General features: G+C 74.0%; 23 protein-coding genes and 1 riboswitch. Of the genes, 14 read left to right on the top strand and 9 right to left on the bottom strand.

All coding sequences use genetic code 11. The features are described from left to right. Nucleotides 1-113 precede the first annotated feature (113 nt). The 4 genes from BM237_RS20645 to BM237_RS20630 are packed head-to-tail and all read right to left on the bottom strand — an operon-like array spanning nucleotide 114 to nucleotide 2,920. Nucleotides 114-995 carry an energy-coupling factor ABC transporter ATP-binding protein gene (locus BM237_RS20645; protein WP_093851212.1) on the bottom strand — a complete coding sequence of 294 codons (882 nt, stop codon included), beginning with the start codon at nucleotides 993-995 and terminating at the stop codon, nucleotides 114-116. Further along, complete coding sequence (gene cbiQ / locus BM237_RS20640) at nucleotides 992-1,741, bottom strand: cobalt ECF transporter T component CbiQ (protein ID WP_093851211.1); 750 nt, start codon at nucleotides 1,739-1,741, stop codon at nucleotides 992-994. Before cbiQ ends, BM237_RS20645 begins: the two co-directional genes overlap by 4 nt. A 4-nt stretch (nucleotides 1,742-1,745) precedes the next feature. Continuing rightward, entirely contained in the window at nucleotides 1,746-2,210 is a 465-nt protein-coding gene (locus BM237_RS20635) for an energy-coupling factor ABC transporter substrate-binding protein (protein ID WP_245793858.1), read from the bottom strand. Continuing rightward, complete coding sequence (locus tag BM237_RS20630) at nucleotides 2,210-2,920, bottom strand: energy-coupling factor ABC transporter permease (RefSeq protein ID WP_093851210.1); 711 nt, start codon at nucleotides 2,918-2,920, stop codon at nucleotides 2,210-2,212. Before BM237_RS20630 ends, BM237_RS20635 begins: the two co-directional genes overlap by 1 nt. Nucleotides 2,921-2,950: 30 nt before the next feature. Beyond that, nucleotides 2,951-3,135: riboswitch (cobalamin riboswitch) on the bottom strand. A gap of 160 nt (nucleotides 3,136-3,295) precedes the next feature. On the opposite strand from BM237_RS20630, the gene BM237_RS20625 reads away from it, so the two are divergent. The 4 genes from BM237_RS20625 (at nucleotide 3,296) to BM237_RS20610 (ending at nucleotide 9,162) form a co-directional block, all read left to right on the top strand. Further along, nucleotides 3,296-3,913, top strand: coding sequence for a hypothetical protein (locus BM237_RS20625; RefSeq protein ID WP_425443721.1), 618 nt, complete (start codon nucleotides 3,296-3,298; stop codon nucleotides 3,911-3,913). A 148-nt stretch (nucleotides 3,914-4,061) separates the two neighbouring features. Beyond that, complete coding sequence (locus BM237_RS20620) at nucleotides 4,062-4,772, top strand: hypothetical protein (protein WP_093851208.1); 711 nt, start codon at nucleotides 4,062-4,064, stop codon at nucleotides 4,770-4,772. Continuing rightward, complete coding sequence (locus tag BM237_RS20615) at nucleotides 4,772-5,449, top strand: RES family NAD+ phosphorylase (protein WP_093851207.1); 678 nt, start codon at nucleotides 4,772-4,774, stop codon at nucleotides 5,447-5,449. Before BM237_RS20620 ends, BM237_RS20615 begins: the two co-directional genes overlap by 1 nt. Continuing rightward, nucleotides 5,446-9,162, top strand: coding sequence for a CHAT domain-containing protein (locus BM237_RS20610; protein WP_245793855.1), 3,717 nt, complete (start codon nucleotides 5,446-5,448; stop codon nucleotides 9,160-9,162). Before BM237_RS20615 ends, BM237_RS20610 begins: the two co-directional genes overlap by 4 nt. Nucleotides 9,163-9,397: 235 nt before the next feature. Here BM237_RS20610 and rox read toward each other — a convergent pair whose 3' ends face one another. Beyond that, the gene (gene rox / locus BM237_RS20605) at nucleotides 9,398-10,819 is read right to left on the bottom strand and encodes a rifampin monooxygenase (RefSeq protein WP_093851205.1); all 1,422 of its coding nucleotides are present in this window, start codon (nucleotides 10,817-10,819) and stop codon (nucleotides 9,398-9,400) included. Nucleotides 10,820-11,079: 260 nt separating this feature from the next. Then, nucleotides 11,080-11,430 (bottom strand): VOC family protein, encoded by a 351-nt coding sequence (locus BM237_RS20600; protein ID WP_245793854.1) that lies wholly within the window; start codon nucleotides 11,428-11,430, stop codon nucleotides 11,080-11,082. A 154-nt stretch (nucleotides 11,431-11,584) separates the two neighbouring features. Between BM237_RS20600 and BM237_RS20595 the strand changes: the two genes are divergently transcribed. The 4 genes from BM237_RS20595 (at nucleotide 11,585) to BM237_RS20580 (ending at nucleotide 14,937) form a co-directional block, all read left to right on the top strand. Continuing rightward, complete coding sequence (locus BM237_RS20595) at nucleotides 11,585-12,562, top strand: GlxA family transcriptional regulator (RefSeq protein WP_093851203.1); 978 nt, start codon at nucleotides 11,585-11,587, stop codon at nucleotides 12,560-12,562. 54 nt (nucleotides 12,563-12,616) lie between these two features. Then, nucleotides 12,617-13,258, top strand: coding sequence for a DJ-1/PfpI family protein (locus tag BM237_RS20590; RefSeq protein ID WP_093851202.1), 642 nt, complete (start codon nucleotides 12,617-12,619; stop codon nucleotides 13,256-13,258). Nucleotides 13,259-13,324: 66 nt separating this feature from the next. After that, nucleotides 13,325-14,392: a DNA polymerase III subunit beta family protein gene (locus BM237_RS20585; RefSeq protein ID WP_093851201.1), complete on the top strand. Its 1,068-nt coding sequence runs from the start codon at nucleotides 13,325-13,327 to the stop codon at nucleotides 14,390-14,392. Nucleotides 14,393-14,460: 68 nt separating this feature from the next. Beyond that, the gene (locus tag BM237_RS20580; RefSeq protein ID WP_093851293.1) at nucleotides 14,461-14,937 is read left to right on the top strand and encodes a hypothetical protein; all 477 of its coding nucleotides are present in this window, start codon (nucleotides 14,461-14,463) and stop codon (nucleotides 14,935-14,937) included. Nucleotides 14,938-15,172: 235 nt separating this feature from the next. Here BM237_RS20580 and BM237_RS20575 read toward each other — a convergent pair whose 3' ends face one another. Together BM237_RS20575 and BM237_RS20570 are read right to left on the bottom strand one after the other, a co-directional pair. Further along, a complete protein-coding gene (locus BM237_RS20575) occupies nucleotides 15,173-17,281 on the bottom strand; it encodes a caspase, EACC1-associated type (protein WP_093851200.1) in 2,109 nt (702 codons plus the stop codon). After that, nucleotides 17,256-17,639, bottom strand: coding sequence for a hypothetical protein (locus tag BM237_RS20570; protein ID WP_139238140.1), 384 nt, complete (start codon nucleotides 17,637-17,639; stop codon nucleotides 17,256-17,258). Before BM237_RS20570 ends, BM237_RS20575 begins: the two co-directional genes overlap by 26 nt. Before the next feature lie 507 nt (nucleotides 17,640-18,146). Between BM237_RS20570 and BM237_RS20565 the strand changes: the two genes are divergently transcribed. Next, nucleotides 18,147-19,139 (top strand): alpha/beta fold hydrolase, encoded by a 993-nt coding sequence (locus tag BM237_RS20565; protein WP_093851198.1) that lies wholly within the window; start codon nucleotides 18,147-18,149, stop codon nucleotides 19,137-19,139. 86 nt (nucleotides 19,140-19,225) lie between these two features. Here BM237_RS20565 and BM237_RS20560 read toward each other — a convergent pair whose 3' ends face one another. Continuing rightward, nucleotides 19,226-19,666, bottom strand: coding sequence for a MarR family winged helix-turn-helix transcriptional regulator (locus BM237_RS20560; RefSeq protein ID WP_093851197.1), 441 nt, complete (start codon nucleotides 19,664-19,666; stop codon nucleotides 19,226-19,228). An 88-nt stretch (nucleotides 19,667-19,754) separates the two neighbouring features. Between BM237_RS20560 and BM237_RS20555 the strand changes: the two genes are divergently transcribed. The 5 genes from BM237_RS20555 to dnaK form a co-directional block, all read left to right on the top strand. Then, nucleotides 19,755-20,165, top strand: coding sequence for a nuclear transport factor 2 family protein (locus BM237_RS20555; protein WP_093851196.1), 411 nt, complete (start codon nucleotides 19,755-19,757; stop codon nucleotides 20,163-20,165). A gap of 107 nt (nucleotides 20,166-20,272) precedes the next feature. Continuing rightward, a complete protein-coding gene (locus BM237_RS20550; protein WP_093851195.1) occupies nucleotides 20,273-20,974 on the top strand; it encodes a hypothetical protein in 702 nt (233 codons plus the stop codon). Nucleotides 20,975-21,113: 139 nt separating this feature from the next. Further along, complete coding sequence (locus BM237_RS20545; protein WP_093851194.1) at nucleotides 21,114-21,995, top strand: helix-turn-helix domain-containing protein; 882 nt, start codon at nucleotides 21,114-21,116, stop codon at nucleotides 21,993-21,995. Next, nucleotides 21,992-22,177 carry a DUF397 domain-containing protein gene (locus tag BM237_RS20540; protein WP_093851193.1) on the top strand — a complete coding sequence of 62 codons (186 nt, stop codon included), beginning with the start codon at nucleotides 21,992-21,994 and terminating at the stop codon, nucleotides 22,175-22,177. Before BM237_RS20545 ends, BM237_RS20540 begins: the two co-directional genes overlap by 4 nt. Nucleotides 22,178-22,393: 216 nt before the next feature. Next, the coding region (dnaK, locus tag BM237_RS20535) for a molecular chaperone DnaK (RefSeq protein WP_093851192.1) at nucleotides 22,394-23,721 on the top strand (1,328 nt) is incomplete at its 3' end.

The following is a 23,721-nucleotide window of genomic DNA, read 5'->3' as shown; positions in this document are numbered from 1 at the left end:
GTCGCCGGCTGCTCACGGGGAGAGGAAGCGCCGTTTGGTGGCGGAATCACCGGCGTCCGGTCCTGAGCGGGGCGGACGCGGCGCCCCGGGCGACCGCACCCGCCCGGGGTGGGTCAGTCCCGGGGTGTGTCAGCCGTCCGAGCGGGGCCGGGAGGCGGCGGCACGGTACGGGCGAGCGCGGCCAGTTCCTCCGGAGTACGGGGGCCGTCGTCGCCGGCGGCCAGCAGGCCCCGTGCCCGCAGCAGCCGTTCCACCACGACGCCCCAGGGCAGACGCAGCCCCGCCCGGTGCAGAAGGTCGGTGCGGGCCAGCATCGCGGCGGCCGGTCCGGTGCTCACCCCGTCCGGGGTGAGCAGCGCCGCGTCGTCGGCCCAGAGCAGGGCGAGGTCGACGTCGTGCGTGGCCATCACCACCGTCGTGCCGCCCTCGCACAGCCCGCCCAGGGTGGTGAGCAGCCGCTCCCGGCCGTCCGGGTCGAGCCCCGCGGTCGGCTCGTCCAGGACCAGCACCTCCGGCCGCATCGCGACCGCCCCCGCGATCGCGGTCCGCTTGCGCTGGCCGTAGGAGAGCAGATGGGTGGGACGGTCGGCCAGGTGGCCGATGTCCAGGGCGGTCAGCGCTTCGTCCACCCGCGCCCGCACCTCGGCGTCCGGCAGCCCGAGGTTCAGCGGCCCGAAGGAGACGTCCTGGGCGACGGACGCGGCGAAGAGCTGGTCGTCCGGATCCTGCACGACCAGCTGGACGGTCGTCCGCAGCCGGGTCAGCCCCTTGCGGTCGTAGGCGACGGGCCGCCCCCGCAGGGTCAACTCGCCGGTGTCCGGCCGCAGTCCGCCGCTCAGCAGCCGCATCAGCGTGGTCTTGCCGCTGCCGTTGCGGCCCAGCAGGGCGAGTGTGCGCCCCCGGCGCACCTCGAAGTCGAGGCCGCTGAGCACAGGCGGCCCGTCCTCGTAGGAGAAGGACGCCTCCCGCAGGGCCACGAGTGCCGGCTCGCTCACGTCAGCGGTCCTTCCAGGGCGAAGGTGAGGCCGGTCACGGCACCCAGGAGCGCGATGCTGCCGGAGGTGAAGCGCGCGGAGACGCCCGCCTCGGGCACCAGCACCCGCAGGGCGCCGTCGTAGCCCCGTCCGGCGAGCCCGTCCTGGAGCCGGGCGGCCCGGCCGAAGGCGCGTACGAACGCGGTGGCGCCGAGAGAGGCCAGGGAGCGCCAGGCCGCGGCCCGGGTGGTGTGCCCGAGCCGGGCGGCCTGTGCCTCGCGGACGCGGCGCACCGAGTCCAGCAGTAGGAAGCTCATCCGGTACGTCACCAGGGCGACGTCCACGACCGGCGCGGGTACGCCGGCCCTCACCAGCCGGGGCAGCAGGTCGGACATCGGGGTGGTGAAGGCGAACAGCAGCATGCCCAGGGAGGCCGCCGAGGTGCGCAGCAGCAGCTCCCCGGCGCGGGCCGGACCGCCGTCGGCGAGTGACAGCGGACCCTCCGGGCCGGCGACCTGGACCAGCAGCGTGGCCGCGCCGGTCACACAGAAGCCCAGGGGCACCCGGCAGGCGCGCCACAGCCTGCGTCCGGGCACGCCCGCCGGCCCCAGCAGCACGGCGAGCGCGGTCAGGGCCACCAGGGCCGCGCCCGGCCAGGGCGGCAGGCAGAGCGCCAGCGAGGTGAGGCCGAATCCGAGTACGGCCTTGTCCACGGGGTGGCGGCGGCGCCAGCGGTTGCTGTGCGCCGCCGCGTCGATCGGCAGCACGGGATCAGACTCCCCGGGCCCCGGAGGCCCCGGCGCCCCCCGCGGTGTCCCCGGCTTCCTCCGGCGGCGCTCCCGACTGCGCCCCCGGCAGGGTTTCCGGCCGCGCCTCCGGCCGTGCCCCCGGCAGGGTTTCCGACGGTGCTCCCCCCGGTCCCCCGGCCCGCCGCTCGCCCTGGCGGCGTCCGCGGCGCAGGCCGAAGTAGTAGGCGAGAACGCCCGCGCCGAGCGCGGCCTGCAGGGCGAACAGCGCCGATTCGACCTCACCGGACGGCGGCTCGTACAGCGGGGAGAACCACGGCTCGTAGTCCGGTTCGATCTCGGTGATCGCCGTCTCCGCCTCGGCGTCGGCGCCGGCGAACGGCTCCTCCTTGTGGTCGCCGAGGCCGAGGGCCAGGGGCAGGACCGCGAGGGCGGCCACGGCGAGCAGCAGCAGGACGTTGATCCCGGTGCCCTTCCTCGTCACGTTCATCACGCCACCGCCCCGCTGCCGGCGGCCTTCTCCGCCCCGGCCCGCCCGCCGGACACCAGCACGCCCAGCCGGGTCAGCTCGCCCCGGCTGGACTGCACCAGCAGCCGCATCACGAACACCGTCAAAAGCCCCTCGCTCACCGCGAGGGGGATCTGCGTGAGGGCGAAGATGGAGCCGAACTTGCCGAGCGCGCCCCAGAATCCGCCGGACGGGTCGGGAAACGCCAGCGCCAGCTGCGCGCTGGTGACGCAGTAGGTGGACAGGTCGGCGGCGAAGGCGCCGGAGAAGACGGCGACCATCAGCGGCGCGCCGGACCGCCGCAACAGCCGGTAGAGGGCGTACCCGGCCCAGGGGCCGGCGATCGCCATCGAGAAGGCGTTGGCGCCCAGCGTGGTCAGGCCGCCGTGCGCGAGCAGCAGCGCCTGGAACAGGAGCGTGATGGTGCCCAGCACCGCCATCATCGGCGGCCGGAACAGGATGGCCCCCAGCCCCGTGCCGGTGGGGTGCGAGCAACTCCCGGTCACCGAGGGCAGCTTCAGGGCCGACAGGACGAACGTGAAGGCCCCGGAGGCGCCCAGGAGCAGAGTGCTCCCGGGATGTTCCCTGACCTCACGGGTGAGACGGCGGACTCCGTGGACGATGAACGGAGCGGACGCGGCGCCCCAGGCGACCGCGTGCGCGGGGGGCAGGAAGCCCTCGGCTATGTGCATGACCGGACAGACCCTCTCCAGCACCTCGTGGATGGTTGACGCGCCCTGGCCGGTCTCCTGGCTGACGGGTACCACCGCCCGGGCTCCGCCTTCCCGGGTCCCGAAGGACCCAGTGGCCGCCCGCGAGGGCTGGAGCCGGACTTCCCGATCACAGTGGCGAGGGCCGCACCGGTATCGCACCGGATTTCCCGTTCACCAAGGCGTGGCGACAGTAGTGCGCGCGCGGAAGCGTTGGCAAGCAGGCCTTATGCCGCGCATGAGCCCCCTCGCGGGCCCCTCGGTCCGCGCGTCCGGCCGGTGACGGGCCGGATACCGGGCGTTCTCCGGGCGGGGCGTTCACACGCGGGAGGTGCGCTGCTTCGCTGGTGGTGTGACGTGATCGACACCGCGGAGCGGAGCAGCGGAGGCCGTATGGACGTGGGGAGCGCGACCACCCTGCTGGCCGCGGCCGTGGGAGTGGTCGGGACGCTGCTGTCCGCGCTGCTGACCCAGCGCGCGGCGGACCGCGGCCGGCAGCGCGAACAGGAGCGGGCCGAGCGGACGTGGGAGCGGCGCAGCGGGACACAGGAGCTGCGGTCGTGCTATGTGGCGTTCAACACCGCGACCCGGCGGTATCTGGCCGCGCTCACCGACCAGTTGCACGCCCTGGGCCGTGACGAGGACCCGCGCCCCGTGCGGCAGCGGCTGACCGAGGCGCGCGACCGGCACCGTGAGGTGTACGCGGAGGCCCAGCTGAGGGTGCCGGAGCGGGTGCTCGAACTCACGGGCGCCCTCAGCCGCGAACTGGGCGCGGTCTACGGCATGCTCCGGCGCCTGGACGACGGTGTGCCGCGGGCGGGGGACTGCGCCGCCGCCGCACAGGAGAGGATCGACGCGCTGTGGCGCGGGCTGCGGGAGGCGCGGCGCGAGATGAGGACCGACCTGGGCGTGTTCCGGTCGTCCGGCGGCGAAAGCGCCGGTTCCCGCCACCGTACGCCCGGCGGGTCGGCATAGTGGCGTTGCCACCAAGGGCGCCGGGCCGTGGCGGAGACACCGGTCGCCTCCGTTCACCGGAGGATTCGGGCCGGGGCGGACCGGGACGGCCGGAGGAAACCGGAGAGGACCGGAGAGGACCGCAGGAAATCGGAGGAAAGGGGGCCGGATGAACGAGGGTGGTGAAGGCCGGGCCGACAGGCTGCTCGCGCTGATCGGGGAACACCGGGCCGCCATCCGCGAGGCGCTCGACGACGAGCGGTACGCGGAACTGCTCGCCGGACTGGAAGCACTCGCCGCGGCGGCGCCCGACGACGGCCCGGCGGTCCGCAGGGCACTCCAGGGCGTCCGCCTCGCCCTGCTGCCGCTGCCGTTCGGCCATCCGGTGAGCGCCGCGCTGGACTCCGTCCGGCTGACCGCCGCGCCGCCCGGGCCGGGGGCCGTGGCGGGGGCACGGGAGCTGGTGGCGCTGCTGGCGGCGGCCCCCTCGCAGCCCCCCGCCGCCGGGGCCGTCGCCGAGGCCGCCGCCGAGGAAGGCGCCGACGGCGCACCGGACGAGCTGCTGCGGGCGCCGGCCCTCTCCGCGGACGAGGCGCGGGCCCGGTGCGCCGGCGCACCGCCGCCCGAGCTGATCAGGCTTCTGGACCCCGAACGCGGCGACCGCTACCCGCGGTTCCAGTTCGCCGCGGACGGCGGCACCCCCCACGAGGTCGTCCTTGAGGTCAACCGTCTCCTCCTCGCGGACATCGACCCCTGGGGGGCCGCGGCCTGGTGGCTCAGCGCGAACACCTGGCTGGGCGGGACACCGGCGGCGCTCCTCGGCCGGCTGCCCGGCCGACGGCTGGTCGAAGCGGCCGCCGCGCTGGTGGAGGGGGACTGATGAGCGGCCTCTTCCCCATGACCTCGCTGGAGTTGCGCCCCAACCGCCGGGTGATCCCGGCCGGCACGGAGCTGTGGCGGGTGCACAACACTCGTTACGAACCGAACGAGTTCAACCCGAGACTCGCCGACCCCTTCGAGTTCAGGGACGGCAACCGCTTCGACGGCACGCCGCTGGACCCGTACCACTGCCTGTACCTGGCGGACACCGCGACCACGGCCCTCGCGGAGAGCGTGCTGCGATCCCGGCCCTTCGAACCGCCGGCCGGCCGCCGCCGCATCCCCTACGCCACGGTCCGGGGCCGCTCGCTGAGTGTGCTGCGCACCAGGTGCGAGCTGACCCTGGTCTCCCTGATCGAGTCGAGGGACCTGGCCGCGGTCTGCCAGGAGGCCGCGCTGCTGGAGGACGAGAGGAACTACGTGCCGGCCAGGCGCTGGGCGAGCGAGATCCGGGCGCAGGCCCCCGACGCCATGGGACTGATCTGGCAGTCCCGGCACGACAGGCCGCGGCACGCCCTGGTGCTCTTCCACGACCGGTTCGCGCACTGCGACGGCAAACCACTGGACGTAATGCCCGGGAGGGGCATCCTGGATCTCGGCTCCGACGCCGGGACCGGGCGGGCGAACGGGCTCCTGGAACCGCTGCGCGCGGAGATCTCCCGGCCGGTACGGAGGTGAGCGGGGAAGTGGCGGCGGGGGAGCCGGCGGCCGCCGGGGGCGGAGGGGGCGACGGCACCGGGGCGGCAAAGCCGCGGGAGCGGGCGGCCGAAGCGGTCTTTGAGGCCTGGCGGCTGCTGGGCAGCCCGCGGGCGCCGGGCACATGGCCCGCGGAGGAGGACCTGGGGCCGGTGATCGGCCGGCTGGCCGCCGTCGAGAGGGAGCTGGTGGAGAGCGGGGAGGACTTCTCCGCCGTCTTCGTGTGCCTGGGCCTCCTGCTCGGCGCGCGCTGTATGAGCAGGCGGGAGAGCCCGTCCCCCGATCCCGGGGAGCGGGCCGAGGCGCTGCGGCGCCTGCGGTGGACGGACCGCAACGGGGCGCTCGCCGACACGGTCGCGCTGCAGGCCCGCATGGTGCTGCTCGTCCTGCTCGCGCCCTGGGCCCTGCCCCGCCCCGACGGCACCCGCACGGCCCTTCTGGACGCGCTGCTCGCCGCGGCCGACGGACGGGCGCTGACGCGGACGCTGCGCCGGGACCTCACCGAGGCCCGGGAGGTGGCCGACCGTATCGCCGGGGCCCCGGTCGACCAGGCTCCGTTCGACCGGGAGTTCCACCGGCAGAGCGTGAGAATCAAGCAGGACATCGAGCGGATGCTCGCCGCCGGTTCCCCTCCCTCCGGCTCCGACTCCGAGCCTCCCTCCGGGACCGAGACTCATTTCGAGGTCTCCGGCATCGAGGACGCCCTGCTCCCCGCCGTCCGCGGCCTGCTGGACCTGGCCGGCTCGTACAGCACCCCACGGTTCACCCGTGTACTCGCCCACCTGGTCGTCGCCCTGCGGTCCGGGTTCGACGACAGCTCGTTCGCGCTCCTGGGACTGGACCCGGAAGTCGTACCGCTGCTGGGCAGGGCGGCGGCCCGCGGCGCGGCGGACGCCGACGGTGTCCGCCGCGCCGCCGACCTGGTGCTCGGGGCACTGCGCGCGCTGCCGCCGGGCGCGCCCGAGCGCGCCCGGGTGGCGAGGCTCCACGCCTATCTGCTGGTGGCGCTGGACTCCCTGGCGCCGGGATCGGCCGACTTCAGCGCCGTGGAGCGCCCCGCGCCGGAACCGGAGGGCGACGGCGACGGCGGCGACCGCTTCGCGGAGTGGCCGGTCGGCGCCACCGTGGAACCGGGGCTGGTTCCCCACCTCGACAGCCGGCTGAGGGACTTCGTCGCCCACCTCGGCCTGCGCGAGCGGCGCATGGCGGCCAGGTTCGACCGGCTGCTGGCCTACCGGACCGGGGATCCGGGCTATCTGGAGGACGCCGCCGCCCTGCTCGGAGAGGCGGTCCGGGCGAGCCCCGCCGGCTCCTGGTGGGCGCTGGCCCTGGGGGCGGATCTGGCCGAGGTCCTGGAGCACGCCGCCATGTTCGGCGGCAGCTTCCACGACGCGGAGGCGTCCCTGGCCACCCTGCGCGGCCTGCGCGCCGCCCTGGAGAGCGACGGCTCGGTGCCCCCCGACGCGCCGTTCGCGCTCGGCCTGGTGCTCTCCACCGCCGACCTCGAGCTGCACCGCGCCCAGCGCACCGGAGACCACCGGGCGCTGCCGAGTCTGAGGGAGGAGCTCCGCGGCCGGTACGCCGCCCTGCCGCCGCAGAGCGGCCGGCGTGAGGAACTGGCGGAGCGGCTGAGCCGGCTCGACGAACTGAGCGCACGCGCGCGCCGGGTCCGGCGGGCCACCGGGCCGGAGCGGACCGGGCCGGAAGCCCTGGAGCAGGAGATCGCCAGGCTCCGCCGGAGCCTTGCCGACCCGGAGATCTACCACGACCAGCAGTACGACCGGCGCGCGGAACTCGGCCTGCTGCTGTTCCAGGCCGCACTGCGCGACGAGAAGGCCCCGGCGCTGCTGGACGAGGCCGTCACCGAGCTGACCCGGGCCCGCGCGCTGCTCGCCGGGGGACGTGGCGCAAAGCACCGTGTGGACATCCTGACGAAGCTGGCCGAGGCCCATGTCGTGCGCGCCGCGCGGGGCGGCCCGCACAGGCACGCGGACAGACGGGCGTTCGTGCAGGTCACCCGCGAGGCGCTGGGTGAACTGGCCGCCGACGTCCTGCTCCAGGCCGGGGCCGACCACGGGCTGTCGGCGGCCCTCAGCGGCGCCCTGCTGTCACGGCGGCTGGCTTTCACGGCCCTCCTCACCCGGCGGCCTGCCGACGCGGTGGCCGACCTGGAGAAGGGGCGCGCTCTGGTGCTCCGGACGGCCGCCGCCTCCCGGAGCGTTCCCGAACTCCTCGACGCGGCGGGCCACCCCCAACTGGCCCGGCAGTGGCGTGCCCAGGTCCCCGCCCGAGCCCTCGCGGACCCGCATCCGGCCGCCGGCCCGCCGGTTCCCAGCGCCCTGCGGCGCAGGGCGCTGACCGTGCTGGGCGTCCGCCCCGGCGCCGGGGAAGGCCCGGGCGTCCGGCAGCTGGTGGGCGCGGCGGACGCGGCCGGGCTGACCGCCGGTCTCGCCGCCACGGGTACCGACGCGCTGGTCTACCTGGTGCCCGGCATGCCACTGCCCAGCGACTCGTTCCCCGGCCACGCGCTCATCCTGCGCCCCGGCGCGGCCCCGGCCACGCTCCCCCTACCGGAGCTGAAGGACCCGGGCGGCCCGTCGCTGGAGCGGTACCTCGACGCCGCGGCGGAACGCTCCCGGGCGCTCGCCGACCCGGACGCGGACGCGTCACGGCTCGCCGGCCGCGAGGAGCGCTGGCAGGAGGCGCTGGACACCTTGTGCGAGTGGGCCTGGCAGGCGGTGATGGGACCGCTGCTCGCGGCCGTACGTCCGCCGGCGCCGGACGGGCCGGCCCGCCCTCCGCGGATCGTGCTGGTGCCCTGCGGTCGGCTCGGCGCCGTGCCGTGGCACGCGGCATGCACCCGGGGCCCCGGGGAGCACGGCCACCGGTACGCCTGCCAGGAGGCCGTCCTCGGCTACGCCCCCTCCGGCGCCCAGTTCCTGGCCGCGGCCGGCCGGCGCCGGATCCCTCCCGCCGCCGGACGGCAGGTCCTGGTCGCCGACCCGGAACTGACCCTGCCGTGGGCGGAGGTGGAGACGGTCGCTCTGCGCACCGCCTGCTACCCCGGGGCGCTCCGCTACGGCGAGTTCCTCACCGCCGACGGGACCCGGGACGCCGCCGGCACGCCGGAGGAACTGCTCGCCGTACTGCCCGGCGGTGCGTCGCCGGCGTCCGTGCTCCATCTGTCCTGCCACGCCCTCGCCGCGCCGCGCCCCACCGACTCCGCGCTGCGGCTGGCGTCCCCGCCCGGCGCGGGCCGGGACGCCGACCGGCTGACCGTGGCCGCGATCCTGGACGGCGCCGCCGGGCGCCGGCCGGACGCGGCGGGCCCGCTGGTCGTGCTCAGCGCCTGTGAGACCGATCTGAGCACGCGCCACCACGACGAGGCGCTGACCCTCGCCACCGCACTGGTCGCGGGCGGTGCCGCCGATGTCGTGGGGTCCCGCTGGGCGGTGCGCGACGGGCCGACCTCCGTGATGATGGCGGTCTTCCACCACCACCTCACCACCGGCGGGCTGGCCCCGCCGGACGCCCTGCGCGCCGCCCAGATGTGGATGCTCGACCCGCACCGCGAGCCTCCGCCCACCCTCGGCGGTCTCCTGCGCCGCGAGGCCGCCCGTCCCGACCTCCACCGCCTCCACCACTGGGCCGCCTTCACCCACCAGGGCAACCCGGCTCCCCTGCCCGCGGGTTGAGGCGGCGGGCCGGGAGGGCGGGACCCGTCCGCAGGCGACGCGGATCGTCGCCTGCCCGGGTGTGCGCCCGTCCCCGCGGAGTGACCGGTGAGTGCAGAACGGAGGCGCCGGAACCTCCGGGGCGTTGAACGGAACAAGGGACCTTCGGCGCCGGCAGCGACAAGGAGAGAAGCCCGGGGAGGGCGGAGCGGGCGGCGGCCGCCCCGGCCCCGTCCCGAGCTACGCCCACCCCGGCTCAGCCGGGGGTGGCCGGGCCGAACCACCTGGGCAGGTGGTCGAGCAGCCCGGACTGCTCCCCGCCCGCCCACGCCACATGGCCGTCCGGCCGCAGCAGCACCGCGGGCGCGTCCAACTCCCCGCCGACGTCGGTGACATGGTCGACGCGGTCCGCCCAGCCCGCCACCGACAGCCGGCCGGTCCCGTCCAGCAGCAGCCCGCGTCCGCCGTGCGTCAGCTCGTACAGGCGGCGGCCCCGCCCCAGCTTCACATCCGGCAGCCGGCGGCCGAGCAGTTCGTGGTCCCCGCCGAAGTCGTAGCGGACCGAGATCGCGGTGATCTTCTCGGTCAGATACCGGTTGACCTCCTCGAAGTCCATCAGCTCCGACACCAGCCGGCGCACCGACCGCGGGCCGGGATCGGTGGACATCAGCGTCATCTGCGCGCGGGTGTTGTCCAGTACGTCGGCGGCCACCGGGTGCCGCTCGGCGTGATAGCTGTCCAGCAGCCCTTCGGGCGCCCAGCCGGTGATCTCGGCGGCCAGCTTCCAGCCCAGGTTGAAGGCGTCCTGGATGCCGAGGTTGAGACCCTGGCCGCCGACCGGGGGGTGGATGTGGGCGGCGTCGCCGGCCAGCAGCACCCGGCCGGCCCGGTAGCGCTCGGCCTGCCGGGTGGCGTCGCCGAAGCGGGAGAGCCAGCGCGGCGAGTGCACGCCGAAGTCGGTGCCGGCGACCGCCCGCAGTTGCCTCCTGACCTCCTCCAGGGTCGGCGGGACGGTGCGGTCCTCGGCCGGTACGACGACGCGGTAGACGCCCTCCTCGACGGGCCCGACGCCGAACCGCAGCTGGGCCCTGCGCACATCGGCCACCACGGACGCGATCACCGCCGGGTCCTCGGTCGCCTCCATCTCGCCCAGCAGCGTCTCGACCCCGGCGGGCTCGCCGGGGAAGCTGACGCCGAGCAGTTTGCGCACCGTGCTGCGGCCGCCGTCGCAGCCGACGGCGTAGCGCGAGCGCAGCCGCGTACCGTCCGCCAGCTCGACGGTCACCCCGTCCCCGTCCTGCTCCAGCCCGGTCACCTCGCGGCCGCGCCGGATCTCGGCGCCCAGCTCGGCGGCGCGCTCGGCCAGCAGGCGGTCGGTGACCGGCTGCGGGATGCCCAGGACGTAAGAGTGCGCGGTGTCCAGCCCCTCGGGCGAGGGCTTGGGGATGCCGGCGAAGAATCCGCCGACCGGGTACTGCGTGCCGTGCGCGAGGAACCGGTCCAGCAGACCGCGCTGGTCCATCACCTCGATGCTGCGCACATGCAGGCCGAGCGCGCGGACGACCCTGGTCGGCTCCTCCTCCCTCTCCAGCACCACCACGCGTACACCGTGCAGCCGCAGCTCGCAGGCCAGCATCAGACCGGTCGGCCCGGCGCCGGCGATGATCACGTCGATCACGGAAGTCCCCCATGTGAAGAGATTCGGTCCCGGGCCGGCCGCTCCGCGCTTCCCGTAAGCACATGGAAGCGCGCACAGTGTGTGAAACCCGTCATTTACCCGGTTTCCGGCCCAGGGCGACGATTCTGCGGCATGACCCGGGTCTTGCCGCAAGGCCCCCGGTGCGCTATAGGTTGAAGGTGGCGGGGTGGATCTCTTCCCTCGCCGGGCACCGACTGTGCCAGTCGGCCGTGCGGGTCGGCCTTGGGAGCCGCCCGCGATCAGAACGGAGCGCCGCCGACCCCGATCCCGTTCCCCTCCGGGGCGCGGTACGTGGCCTTGCGGATGCCGTTCGGACAGGTCTCCCGTTTGGCCCGCTCCAGGCCCCGGGCGGTGAGGCCCCGGGCGGTGAGACCGGCCGCGAGGTCGTCGAGGCCGTCGACGAAGACGGTGTGCAGGGCGTGGCCGGCGTGCTCGGGCCGTCCCTCGATGAACACCGAACGGTGTTCGCCCGGTTCCCGCACGGCCTCCGTCTCGCTCGCGACGAACGTCGGCGGGGAGTCGAGCAGCCGTTCGCACCGGTCCGGTGCCGCCGCGTAGTCGTCCACGGAGATGCCTGCGAACAGATCCACGGTCACGCGGACCTGGCGGGTCCGGCGCCCCCGGGCTCCGGAGCGTCCGCCGTACCGGCCCGGTCACCGGCACGCGGGGGTGGGCTCCGCCATGGCGGGAAAGGTGGGAAATCCGTCATTGCTGCCATCTGGGCCGGCTGCCAGGCTGAGGCGCATGGAACCCCACAGCGTGCTCATCGTCCTCTACGACGACGTGCAGAGCCTGGACGTGACCGGCCCGCTGGAGGTGTTCGCGGGAGCGTGCGCGGCGACCGGGCGGCCGGGCACGTACCGGATCACGACCGCCGGACCCGGCGGCGGGCCGGTGCGCACCAGCAGCGGGCTGCGCCTGCTGCCCGACGAGGACCTCGACCGCGTCGGGCCGCCCCGCACCCTCCTGGTGCCCGGTGGGCGCGGCACGGTCGCCCCCGACCCGGCCGTGGTGCGGCGGATCGCCGAACTGGCCCCGGCCGCCGAGCGCGTGGTGTCGGTGTGCACGGGAGCCTTCCTGCTCGCCGAGGCCGGACTGCTGGCCGGACGGCGGGTCACCACGCACTGGGCGCGCTGCGACAGCCTCGCCCGGCGCTTCCCGGACGTCGAGGTCGATCCCGAACCGATCTACGTCAGGGACGGGAACATCTCCACCTCCGCCGGCGTCACGGCGGGGATCGACCTGGCTTTGGCCCTGGTGGAGGAGGACCTCGGCCGGGACGCAGCCCTCCTGGTCGCCAGACACCTGGTGATGTTCCTGCGCAGGCCTGGCGGCCAGGCCCAGTTCAGCACGCAGTTGGCCGCCCAGCTCGCCGAGCGGCACCCGCTGCGCGAGGTCCAGCGCTGGATCGCCGAACACCCCGGCGACGACCTGTCGGTCGAGGCCCTGGCCCGCCGCGCCGCGATGTCGCCCCGCCACTTCGCCCGCGCCTTCGCCGCCGAGGTCGGCACGACGCCCGGACGCTACGTGGACGGGGTCCGGCTGGAGACGGCCCGCCGGCTCCTGGAGGACACCGGGGACGGCATCGAGGAGATCGCCCGCACCTGCGGCTACGGCACCCCGGAGGCGATGCGGCGCGCCTTCGTCCGTGCCCTGGCCGTACCGCCCGCCGAGTACCGGCGCCGCTTCCGTACCGCCCATCGAGCCCACCAGGCCCGCTGAGCCGAGCCCGCAAGCCCACCGAACCCACCGAACCCACCGAACCGGAGAACGACGATGCGGATCGCCATCCTGCTGTACGACCGCTTCACGGCGCTGGACGCCGTCGGCCCCTACGAGATCCTCTCCCGCGTCCCCGGCGCGGAGGTGGTCTTCACCGCCGCCCGTCCCGGCCCCGTCCGCACCGACATGGGCAGTCTGGCCCTGACCGCGGACGCCGCACTGCCGGAGGTGACGGCGCCCGACGCCGTCCTCGTCCCCGGCGGCCCCGGTGTCGCGGACCTGCTCGCGGACGGGCCCGTCCTGGACTGGCTGCGCGGCGCCGACGCGGCCACCGCCTGGACGGCCTCGGTCTGCTCCGGCTCCCTGCTGCTGGGCGCGGCCGGACTGCTGGCCGGACGGCGGGCCACCTCGCACTGGATCTGTCTGGACCGCCTGCGTGCCCTCGGCGCCGTCCCCGTCCCGGAGCGGGTCGTCACCGACGGCAAGTACGCCACCGCCGCCGGGGTCTCGGCCGGTATCGACCTCGCCCTCCACCTGGCCGGGCGCATGGCCGGCGACGAGGTGGCCGAGGCCGTGCAGCTCGTCGTCGAGTACGACCCGCAGCCGCCCTACAACGCCGGCTCGACCGCCACCGCGCCCGCCGCCCTGGTGGAGTCCCTGCGCGCGAGCGACCTCGTCGTCGGCGCCCGAGCCTGAACCCCTCACCCCTCACCCCGCACCCGGTGTTGACCTTCGACCTGCTTGAAGCCCGACGATGACGGGGTGCCGAATTCCGAGCTGATGCCCATCGGGGTCTTCGCCCAGCGCACCGGTCTGACCCCCAGCGCGCTGCGTTTCTACGCCGACTCCGGGCTGCTGCCCCCCGCCGAGACCGATCCGGTCTCGGGCTACCGCTACTACGGCGCCGAGCAGGTGCCACGGGCCACCACCCTGCGCCGGCTCCGCCGGATCACCATGCCGCTGACCACCGCCGAGGCGGTGCTCGACGCCGGGCCCGGCGAGGCGTCCCGGCTGATCGACGAGCACGTCGCGAAGGTCCTCGGGGATGCGGCGGCGGTACGGAGGGATGCCGCCGCGCTCAAGTCCTCGCTCGGCGGCGTGCCGAGCCGGCCGGTCGCCGCGCTGAAGGGGCCCGTACTGGCCGACGCGGTCGAGCAGGTTCTGACCGCGACCGCGTGCGATCCGGAGCTGCCGGTGCTGGGCGGGCTGCGCGTCGAGGCGACCGCCGAGGCGGTCGCGCTGACCGCGACCGACCGGTACCGGCTCTCGACCCGGACGCTCGTGCCCGCCGAACCGGCGGCCACCGCCTGGGCCGCCACGGTCGACGGTGGCGAACTGCGGTCCGCGGCAGGCGAGATGCGCCGCAGCCCGCTGGTGCGGATCGAGGCGACGCCGTACGGGATCCGGCTGCGCATGGCGGGACGGGAGGACCGGCACTGCCGGGTGCTGACGGAGGAGTTCCCCGACCACCACCTGATGCTCGCATCGCTGCCGGAGGCCACCACCCGCGCGACGGTGGCGAAGGACGCGCTGCTGCGGGCCCTGGAGGAGCACCCGGGCGAGCGGATCGAGTTGCACGCCACCCGGCACGGACTGGCCCTCCCGGCGGCCGGCGAACACCCCGGCGCCCTGCTCCCGGCCACCGTGACGGGAGGGGAAGTGCGGGTCTTCTTCGAGCTGACCACCCTCTACCCGGCCGTCAGCACCGCCATCGGCCCCGACGTGATGCTCGACCTGCGCGGGACCGATCTGCCCGCCACGGTCCGCTCCGCCGACCGCGGCGACCTGACCACCTGGGCCATGCCCGCCGGCCCCGACCACCACGCCTGACCGACCACCACGAGGAGCACCCACCAGTGACCACCACCTCCACCACACCTGCCACCCCCGACCCGACGATGGAGGCCATCGGCGCCGCCGTCGCCGAAGGGCAGACCGGCCAGGCGCGGGCCGCCCGCCGCAGACTCCTGGATCTGTGGTCCGAGATCGGCCCCACCGGCGACCCGCTGCACCGCTGCGCCCTCGCGCACCACCTGGCGGACCTCCACGAGGACCCCGCCCAAGCCCTGGCCTGGGACGTCCGGGCCCTGGACGCCGCCGACGCCGTGACCGAGCAGCGTCTCCAGGAACACCACGCCGGTCTGCGTATCGCCGCCTTCCACCCCTCCCTGCACCTCAACCTCGCCGACGACTACCGCCGGCTCGGTTCGTTCGACGCCGCCGCCGAGCACATCGACGCGGCCCGCGGGCACACCCCCGACCTCCCCCGGGACCCCTACGGCGACTCCCTGCGCACCGCCGTCGAGCAGGTGGCCGAGGCCATCACCCGGCGGGACACCACCCGCCGGTCCTCCGCCCCGGGCCCCGCCGCATGACGCGCGTACAGCGCGCCTCGGACGGCACTCTCCCGAACCGCCCCGGCACCGTGCCGTACCCGCGTCCGATGACCAGCGCCTGTGGTGTGCGGTCCGCGACGGTCGAGGGGGCGTGCACTGCCGATCAGCTGCCCGCTTTCCGCGCACGGGACCATGATCCGGGCCCTGGACACGCTGTGGCCGGTGGGGCGTGCAGGTGGCTTCGAAGCGGCCGGTGCGAACGGAGTTTCGGGTGTTACAGCAGCTCCCAGACGTAAGCGACCGCACGGCCGCCGAACTGGAACTGCCAGACGTACACGCCGTCGCGGCCCGCTGTGATGAGATGCCGACCGCTCGGGAGGAAACCGAGGGCTTCGGGCTTGGTCCGGTGGCCGCCTGTCATGAGATACAGCCGCCGCGCGGTCCTTGGATCCCAGAAACTCACTTCACCGTTGGTGCCGGCGGTAGCCAGGAGGTGGGAGTGCGGGAAAGCGAAGACATCGGTGGCCTCACCGGATCCCTGGCCCAGAGCGGCCAGTTGGCCGCCGGTGTCCGGGTCCAGCAGGTGTACGCCGGATCCGGCACCGACACCCAGGAGTTCCCCGTCCGGGCTGAACGCGACGCGCCCCACATGCCCGCTGCCGACCAGGAAGAGGTACCGGGGCTTACGCCACTTCCGAGTGTCCCAGAGGACCACGGAGCCGTCCGCGCCCCCGGCGCTCACCAGCCGTTGGCCGTCGGGCCGGAACGTCAGACCGGCCACCTCACTCTCGTGGCACTGCACCCTTGCCACCTGTTTACCCGAGTGCGTGTCCACCACCCGTACCACCCCCGTGCTGGTCCCCATGGCCAGAGTGAACCCGTCGGGGCTGAAGGCCAGTGCGGTGATGAGCGGATCACGCCCCTGGGAGTCCTTGCCGATGCTGCGCTCCACCTGCCCCGTGAACGTGTCCCAGACGACGATCGAGCCGTCGGCACCGTCGGCGGCGAGCCGTCGGCTCCCGGGGGCGATGGCGATTCGTGTGGCGAGTGTCGCCTCGCCGTCCGCCAGGACGCGCGGCCGTTTCCGGGTCTCATCCCAGAGCCGAATGCTGCCGTCGTCGCTTGAGATGGCGAGGAAATCCCCATTCGGACCGTAGGTGATGGTCCGGACCTCGCCGTCAAGGCCGGGCAGTGTGCTCACGTGACGGCCCTGCACAGCCTCCCAGACCTGCGGGGGCCCGCCGTCGACCGAGATGGCGACCAACGGGATCGAGACCCCGGAGCGAATGGTCATGGCTGTGACCCGCCGCTCCTGCTCGGGGATGCCGGAGGTGCCCCAGACCGGCAAGGCGTGCAGTGGGTCGCTACGAGTGCGGCCACGGGTACGGAAGACATGGTCCCGCACGGACGCAGCCGTCGGCGTGGGTACAGGGGTGGGCGCTGACGTGGGCGCGGGCGGGGATGCGGGCGCTGGTGTGGGCGCAGGCCCGGCGGTAGCGCGCAGGGCGATGGGCCTGCCACCGGCCGGGTGTGGACGTCGCGACCGGCGACGCCGCTGGATCGGCCACCACAGCTTCGCCGCGCCGGTGGTCGCGGGCGTGGTGGCCGCCCGTGCGAGCCAGATCCGTCCCTCGCCTCCGAACACCCAGCGCTGCGGTGTCTGCTCGGCTCCCCGCTCCGCCACATACGCGGACGCGTGGTCGAACGCGTCCTCGACCGAGATGTACCCGTCGCCGTCCGCGTCGGCGGCGCCCGTACGGAGCCCGTCGACCAGACCGGTCGTGAACACCGAACCCTCCGGATCGGCCGTCCCCGTCAGGCTCTCGCCCTCGAAGGAGTACTCACGGGACCGCGAGGCCGTCAGAACGGCCCGCCCCCGCCCGTGCCCCACGATCCGGGACTCCAGGTCCACGTCACGCTCGCCGGACTTCGCCCCCTGCGCGAACGCACCACTGAAACAGCAGTCCAGGATGACGACCTGGCGCCGAGCCCGGCACTCGTCCAGTTGCTCCAGCAGCCATCCGGACTCGACACCGGTCGAGGCGAGCCGCCCCTTGCGGGTGTCCGCGCCCGCGAAGTACAGGCGCCCGCGCGCGTCGAGCAGACCGTGGCAGGAGAAGTACACCAGCAGCAGCTCGTCCGTGCCCCGCCCGGAGAGGAAGTCGTCGACGCCGCTGCGGATCTCCTGCGCTGTCGGGTCGGTGAGCCCGCGCACGTCGAAGCCGCCGATGTCCGGGGCGCCCAGAACCTCCGCGAGCGCCTCCGCGTCCCTGGCCGGGGCCCGAAGCCGGGCCAGCCCGGCGTCCGCGTACGCGGACACGGCGACGACGAGCGCGGACCGCCGCCCGGGCGGCAGCTCAGGAAGTGATGTTCTGCCGCTCAAGCCAGATCTCTATCAGTCGGTCCTGCTGCTCCGAACTGATGCCCGTCACCTTCAGCGAGTCCTCGCCGAACGTGATCTCCACCGACTTCTCACTGCGCGCCGCCCACCGCTTGACGGCGCCCACCACGGCACGCGCGCCCTGTGCTATGCCGACCCGGACGAGCAGCGCGCCCACCGTGGTGCCCACACCCTTGGCCAGCGGGGGCAGGTCGTCCGCAGCCAGCGGATCGACGCCCGCCACATCCAGTTCGAGCAGTTCGGTCCGCAACTGGCCCGCCAGGTAATCCAGTTCGGCGCCATCCTCGTCCGCTTCGGGGACGACCCGCAGCACCAGCGACTCCGTGGTCATATCGCCCATGACTTCCTCACCTTCCGTTGCCGAGTGCGACGAGGGCCGCCCGGAGACCTGGAGCCGCGCGTGTGGACGGCGGAGGAGCGAGCGGCGGCCTCGGCGCAGTCGCCGACTTCGCCCCCGCTGCGGTCCGACCCGGACCAACCGGTCATGGCACCCCCCCGGGAACGCTCCGGCAGACGGCGCCGTCCTCCGGAGGACGGCGCCCACGATCACAGCATTCCACAGGAGACTGACAGGGGCTCACCCCGCCGGAAAAGCGGGTGAAGTACCTGCCGCCCTCGACTCATGAGGAACTCACCGGTGCCCCGAACGGGTTCGCCCTCCCGGGAACCACCGGGTGCGGGCGACCGGCCGTGCCGGCACACGCCGCCGGGATCCGTGCTTGCCGGACCGGCAAACGGGCTCGCCCTCCGGGCGGGGTCTCCCACATGATCGGAGCCGAGCCGCCGACGGGCCGGAGAGGACCGGCCCGCACCGTGGCGGCGCCCCACGGCCCTTGAGGAGGCCCCCATGCCGCAGCACGACGGGCGACACACCACGGAGACCACCCACCGGTCGGTGCCCTCGCCGGGAGGCCGGATCCACCTGGTGGAGCAGGGCAGCGGGCCGCTGGTGCTGCTCGTCCACGGCTTCCCGGAGTCCTGGTACTCCTGGCGCCACCAGCTGCCGGCCCTCGCGGCGGCGGGATACCGGGCGGTCGCGATCGACGTGCGCGGTTACGGCCGTTCCTCCAAACCGGCCGCCACGGACGCCTACCGGATGCTCCACCTGGTGGAGGACAACGTCGCGGTGGTACGCGCCCTGGGCGAGGAGACGGCGGTGGTCGTCGGCCACGACTGGGGTTCGCCCATCGCCGCGAACTCCGCGCTGCTCAGACCGGAGGTCTTCCGCGCCGTGGGACTGCTGAGCGTCCCCTACAGCCCGCGCGGCGGGCCGCGCCCCGGCGAGGTCTTCGCGCGGATGGGAGGGGAGGAGGAGCTCTACGTCTCCTACTTCCAGCGGCCCGGCCGCGCCGAGGCCGAGATCGAACCCGATGTGCGCGGCTGGCTCGCGGGCCTCTACGCGGCCCTGTCCGCCGACACCATGCCCGCACCCGGCGCCCCCGACCCGCACTTCGTCGGCAGGGGCGCGACGATGCGGGAGCGGTTCCCCGCCGACCGGCTGCCCGCCTGGCTGGGCGAGGAGGAACTCGACTTCTACGCCGGGGAGTTCGAGCGCACCGGCTTCACCGGGGCACTCAACCGTTACCGCAACATGGACCGCGACTGGGAGGACCTCGCCGCCTACGACGGCGCCCCCGTCACCCAGCCCTCGCTGTTCATCGGCGGCGGCCTGGACGCCTCCACGACCTGGCTGGCCGACGCGATCGAGGCGTACCCGGCCACGCTGCCCGGCCTGGTGGCCTCCCACGTCCTCGACGGCTGCGGCCACTGGGTCCAGCAGGAGCGTCCCGCCGAGGTCAACCGCCTGCTGACCGACTGGCTCGCCACCCTGCCCGCCTGAACCGCGCCTCCTGCCGTACCTCCGCCCGCACCACCTGGGCGGCGCCCCCGCGCGGCGCCGTGTGCCGGGCGGGCGGGGCGGGTGGATCAGTGCGGTTCGTGGTGGGTGAGGACGCGGCCGAGCAGGCGGGTCAGGATCTGCCGGTCCTCGGCCGACAGCGGCCCGAGCAGGTCGTCCTGCACCCGGTCGAGCACCTCGTCCATGCGCCGCAGTTGCCGCAGGCCGTCATCGGTGAGCGTCACCCTGTTGCGCCGTCCGTGGTCCGGGTCCGGCGTCCGGTCGACGAAGCCCCGCTCGGCCAGTTCGCCGACGGCCGCCACGACGTCGCTGCGGTCGACTCGGCACCGGCGGCCGAGCTCGGCCTGGCTCGCGGGCCCGAACTCGTGCAGAGCGGCCAGGATACGGTAGTGGTATCCGCGCGCCCCGGTGGCCGCGAAGCCGTCGAAGGCCAACCGGCGTGCGTACAAGGACAGTTGGCCGATCAGCCAGCTCGGCTTCGTCGTCAGGCGCTCGGGGGGCTCGTCCATGGGTTCCACTCTAAACGGTGTTGGTCCGACCAACACACTGCCTTAGTGTTGGTCGGGCCAACATTTTTTCCACCGCAAGGGGGATGCCGTGCCCGACGACACCCGGACCGCCGACCGCATCGAGATCGCCGACCTGTTCGCCCGTCTGGCCAACCTGCTGGACGAACACCGCCACGAGGACGCCCACACCGTCTACAGCGACGACGTCGTGGTGCACTCACCGCGCGGCGATCTGCACGGTCTCGGCGAGGTGACCGCCCTTCTGCGGCGGAGCCGGGTCGAGGGGGAGCGCACCCAGCATGTGCACGGGGACGTGCTGGTGAGCGTGGACGGCGACCGCGCCGAGGCCACCGCGAACCAGATCGTGTACTTCCACCGCGACGGCGGACCGCCCCACCGCACGAGCGGCCTGCGGGTGGCGGGCACCGCCGTAAGGACCCCGGCGGGCTGGCGGTTCGGCGACATGCGGATCACGCTCGCCTGGGCGCAGGAGGGGTGACGGGCAGGGGCGGGCCCGGAGCCCGCCCCTGCCGCGATCCCCGTCCGGGCGCTGAGCGGGCCGGGGCATAGCGTGGTGCGGTGACAGGGGTGCGGGAGGAGTCGAGGATGACGGGGAAGACCGGATCGCGGGCGCGGCGCAGGGTCGTCGGCGTGGGAGTGGCGGCGGCCGTGCTGGCGGCCCTGGCCACGGCGGGGTGGTACGGCTATGTGTGGCTGGCCGAGCCGATGGACGTCCTGTCGAGCACCGGCGAGGTCGACGCGGCCAGTCGCGATGCCGGTCCGGAGGGGGAACGCCGCCTGGAGGAGATCGTCGACCGCCTGCCGGGCGTGTCACGGCAGTTGGGCGCCGCCGCGAAGGACCACTGCCTGCGCCACCCCGCCTTCGAGGGCGAGCCGCCCGGCCCGCTGGGCTGCCAGTGGCGGCTGGAGCGGTACGTCGTCCTCGACGGCGACCCGGGCGAGGTCGGCGAGAAGTGGACGGAGGCGCTCGGCGAGGACCGGTGGACCGGCTCGCCGGAACCGCTGCCCCTGAACTTCTCCCCTTCCTCCGAACGGTACGAGTACCGCGACGCGCGCACCCGTGACCACCTCGTCGTCACGCTGGTCCGGGACGGCGCCGACCTGCCGCTGCTGTACGCCCCGCCCACCATCGAGCCGTTCGTCGAACACGAGCGGGAGCGGCGGGACTTCACCGGGCGGGAAGCGGCGCGGGAGGCGGTGGCGGAAGGACGCCGGGTCGCCAGGGTCTCGCTGCTGCACGCCTACTACGCCCAAGAGGGCGAGGTCCCCTTCGAGCCGCTGCGCTGACCGCCCGGGCGGCGGACCGCGTACGCCGGGTGACCGTACGCGCACTCCGGGTGGACGGTGCGCGGCCCTTTCGGTAACTCTGGGCGGGTTCGGCCGCGGGGGAGACCGCGCGTACAGCACAGCACCGGGAGGGCCGCTCATGACCACGGACGACGCCTGCGCCACGGAGGAAGTGGACCCGGAAACGGACGCGGGAGTGGATCTGGGAGGGGAGCCGAACCCCTCCAGCAGCCTGCGCACTTTCGGGGCCGTCGTCCAGGCCCTGCGCGAGCACGCCGGCCTCAGCCGCGCCGAACTGGGCACCTGGGTGCGGTACTCCAAGCACACGGTGGCCTCGGTGGAACTGGGCCGCCGGATGCCCGACGAGTCGTTCGTGGAACTGGCCGAGATCGCCCTCGGCGACACCGGCGCCCTGCGCAAGGCCGCCAAGCACCTGACGCGCGGCGAACCGGGCCTGGCCGCCTGGTTCCGCCAGTGGGCCCGCCTGGAACGGCTCGCGGTGAGCCTGGCCACGTACGAGTGCAGGCTGGTGCCGGGGCTGCTGCAGACGGAGGGGTACATGCGCGCCCTCTGCGAGAACGACATTCCGCCCCTCACGGACGAGGATCTGGAAGCTACCGTACGGGCCCGTCTGGAGAGGCAGCGGTTGCTCCATGAGAGGCCCGGCACCACCTTCGACTTCATCGTTGAGGAGGCTGTCTTCATGCGCCGTCTCGGCGGGATCGAAGTCACCCGCGAACTGCTCGACCACATCCTCGGCCTCGTCTCCCGGCGTAACGTGACGCTCCAGGTCATGGCTGCGGACAGCGAGCAACACGCCTGCCTCGCCGGTCCCGTCCGGCTGCTTGAGACACCGGACGGACAGTGGTTGGCGTACTCGGAGGGACAGGAGAACGGGCGCCTGATCGCTGACCGGAAAGAGGTGAGTCGCATCCAGAAGCGCTATGCGAGACTGCGCTCGCAGGCCCTGTCCCCGAAAGAGTCCGCGGGCCTGCTGGAGCGGATGCGAGGAGAGTTGTGAGGACGACGGAACTCGGCTGGTTCAAGTCCAGCTACAGCAGCGCCCAGGGCGATGACTGCGTGGAGGTCGCCGTCACCGGGCAGGCCGTGCACGTGCGGGACTCCAAGGACATCAGCCGCCCGGCCTTCGCGGTCGGCCGCGAGGGCTGGGGCCGGTTCGTGCGGCACATAACGGGGGAGTAGCGCGGGACGAGTCCCGGCGGAAGAAGCTCCGACGCGGCGGGCGGCACCCCATGGGGTGCCGCCCGCCGCGTCGTGTTCCCGGGTGACGGCCTCCGGCAGCGCCCGGCCGCGCTTGACTTGGGTCGGCTCAAGTTTTATGCAGGAGGTGCAGGCATAAGAAGCCCGGTTCCCGCACCGTGCGCCGGTGGGCGGCGGTGGCGAGAGGAGGGACCACAAGTGGCACGAGCGGTAGGCATCGATCTGGGCACCACCAACTCCGTGGTGTCCGTGCTGGAGGCCGGCGAGCCCACGGTCGTCGCCAACGCCGAGGGCGCCAGGACCACCCCTTCGGTGGTGGCGTTCGCCAGGAACGGCGAGGTGCTGGTGGGCGAGGTGGCCAAACGGCAGGCGGTGACGAACGTGGAGCGCACCGTCCGCTCGGTCAAGCGGCACATGGGCGAGGAGGGCTGGCGCTTCCCCGCGACGGGAGACGTGGACGGCAGGCGGTACGCCGCCCAGGAGATCTCCGCGCGGGTGCTGCAGAAGCTGAAGCGGGACGCCGAGGCGTACCTGGGCGAGAAGGTCACCGACGCGGTGGTCACCGTCCCCGCCTACTTCAACGACGCCCAGCGCACGGCGACGAAGGAGGCCGGGGAGATCGCGGGCCTGAACGTCCTGCGCATCATCAACGAGCCGACCGCGGCCGCCCTGGCCTACGGCATGGAGAAGGAGGACCAGACGGTCCTGGTCTTCGACCTCGGCGGCGGCACCTTCGACGTCTCGCTGCTGGAGATCGGCGAGGGCGTGGTGGAGGTGAGGGCCACCAACGGTGACACGCACCTGGGCGGTGACGACTGGGACCAGCGGATCGTCGACCACCTGGTCAAGCAGTTCAAGAACGCCCACGGGGTCGATCTGTCCAAGGACAAGATGGCCGTCCAGCGGCTGCGCGAGGCGGCGGAGAAGGCGAAGATCGAGCTGTCCTCCGCCACGGAGACGACCATCGGCCTGCCCTACATCACCGCGTCGGACCAGGGCCCGCTGCACCTGGACGAGAAGCTGACCCGGGCCCGGCTCCAGGAACTGACCGCCGACCTGCTGGAGCGCTGCAAGGGGCCCTTCCACCAGGCCGTGAAGGACGCGGGGATCCCGGTCTCCGAGATCGACCACGTCGTGCTGGTCGGAGGGTCCACACGGATGCCCGCGGTGACGGATCTGGTCCGCGATCTCACCGGCAAGGAGGCGAACAAGGGCGTCAACCCCGACGAGGTGGTGGCCATCGGCGCCTCGCTGCAGGCCGGTGTCCTCAAGGGCGAGGTCAAGGACGTCCTGCTGCTGGACGTCACCCCGCTGTCCCTGGGCATCGAGACCAAGGGCGGCATCATGACCAAGCTGATCGAGCGCAACACCACGATTCCGACCAAGCGCTCGGAGATCTTCACCACCGCCGAGGACAACCAGCCCAGCGTGCAGATCCAGGTGTACCAGGGCGAGCGGGAGATCGCCGCGTACAACAAGAAGCTGGGCATGTTCGAGCTGACCGGGCTGCCGCCGGCGCCGCGCGG

The organism is Streptomyces mangrovi, assembly GCF_900114215.1.
Lineage (GTDB): Bacteria > Actinomycetota > Actinomycetes > Streptomycetales > Streptomycetaceae > Streptomyces > Streptomyces barkulensis.
Note: the sequence above shows the minus strand (reverse complement) of the source record. Positions and strands in the feature narration are given on the sequence as shown.